Source organism: Streptomyces sp. SBT349, assembly GCF_001083795.1.
GTDB lineage: Bacteria > Actinomycetota > Actinomycetes > Streptomycetales > Streptomycetaceae > Streptomyces.
Genome location: NZ_LAVK01000686.1, coordinates 1 through 1,158 on the forward strand (window position 1 = coordinate 1; position 1,158 = coordinate 1,158).

Sequence of the window (1,158 nt, forward strand, 5' to 3'; positions counted from 1 at the left end):
TCCAGGCATGGCTGGTAGCCCCGGCTTTCGAGAGCGGCAAGCTGGTGGTCGTTACCCGGGGTGCGGTGCCCGCGGGCGGCGACGCTGATGTCACGGATCCGGCCGGCGCCGCCGTGTGGGGTCTGATCCGCGCCGCCCAGAGCGAGAACCCCGACCGGATCATTCTGCTCGACCTCGACCCCGCCGGCTCCGGCCTCGACGTCACCGGCGTCGAAATGGAACCGGTCCTCGCCGCTGTGCTCGCTACCGGCGAGTCCCAGGTCGCTGTGCGGGGCACGGTGTTGTCCGCGCCACGTCTGGTCCGTGACACGACCGGTGGTGCCGTCCCCGACATCTCTGATGTCCCCGCCGCCTTCGACTCTGAGGGGACGGTTCTGGTTACGGGTGGTACGGGTTCGCTGGGTGCGTTGTTGGCCCGGCACCTGGTGGTTGAGCACGGTGTGCGGCATCTGGTTCTGGTCAGCCGGCGTGGTCTGGAGGCCGAGGGGGCGCGGGAGCTGGTTGCCGAACTCGGCGAGTTGGGCGCCGAATCGGTGGCTGTGACGGCGTGTGATGTCGCCGACCGGGACGCCGTGGCCGCGCTTCTGGGTTCTGTGTCGGCGCAGCATCCGCTGACCGGTGTTGTCCACACCGCTGGTGTGTTGGACGACGGTGTGATCGGCGCACTGACACCGGAACGGTTGGCGTATGTGTTCGGGCCGAAGGTGAAGGCCGTTGGCCATCTGGACGAGCTGACGCGGGACATGGATCTGTCGGTGTTCGCGGTGTTCTCTTCCGCATCGGGTTTGATCGGTTCGCCGGGGCAGGGCAATTACGCGGCGGCCAATGCCTATCTCGACGCGGTGGCTCACCGGCGGCGGGCGGCGGGCCTGCCCGGTGTGTCGATGGCCTGGGGCCTGTGGGAGCAGTCCGCCGGATTGACTGCTCACCTGGGTGCGGTCGACCAGGCTCGTATGAGCCGTGGCGGCTTCCTGCCCCTCACCCCCGCTGAGGGTATGGGGTTGTTCGACGCGGCCCTGCGGGTTCCCGCAGCTCTGGTGGTGCCGATGAAGGTGGATCTGCGGAGGCTGCGTGCTGATGCGGTGGCCGGCGGAGGTTTCCCAGGGCTTCTGGGTGGTCTGGTGCAGAGTGGACGGCGGCGGGCACGGGCGGGAGAGT

At 68.9% G+C, this 1,158-nt stretch carries 1 protein-coding gene; it reads left to right on the forward strand.

The features are described from left to right. On the forward strand, positions 1–1,158 hold a 1,158-nt coding region (locus ADY01_RS35820), incomplete at both ends, for a beta-ketoacyl reductase (protein WP_049581082.1).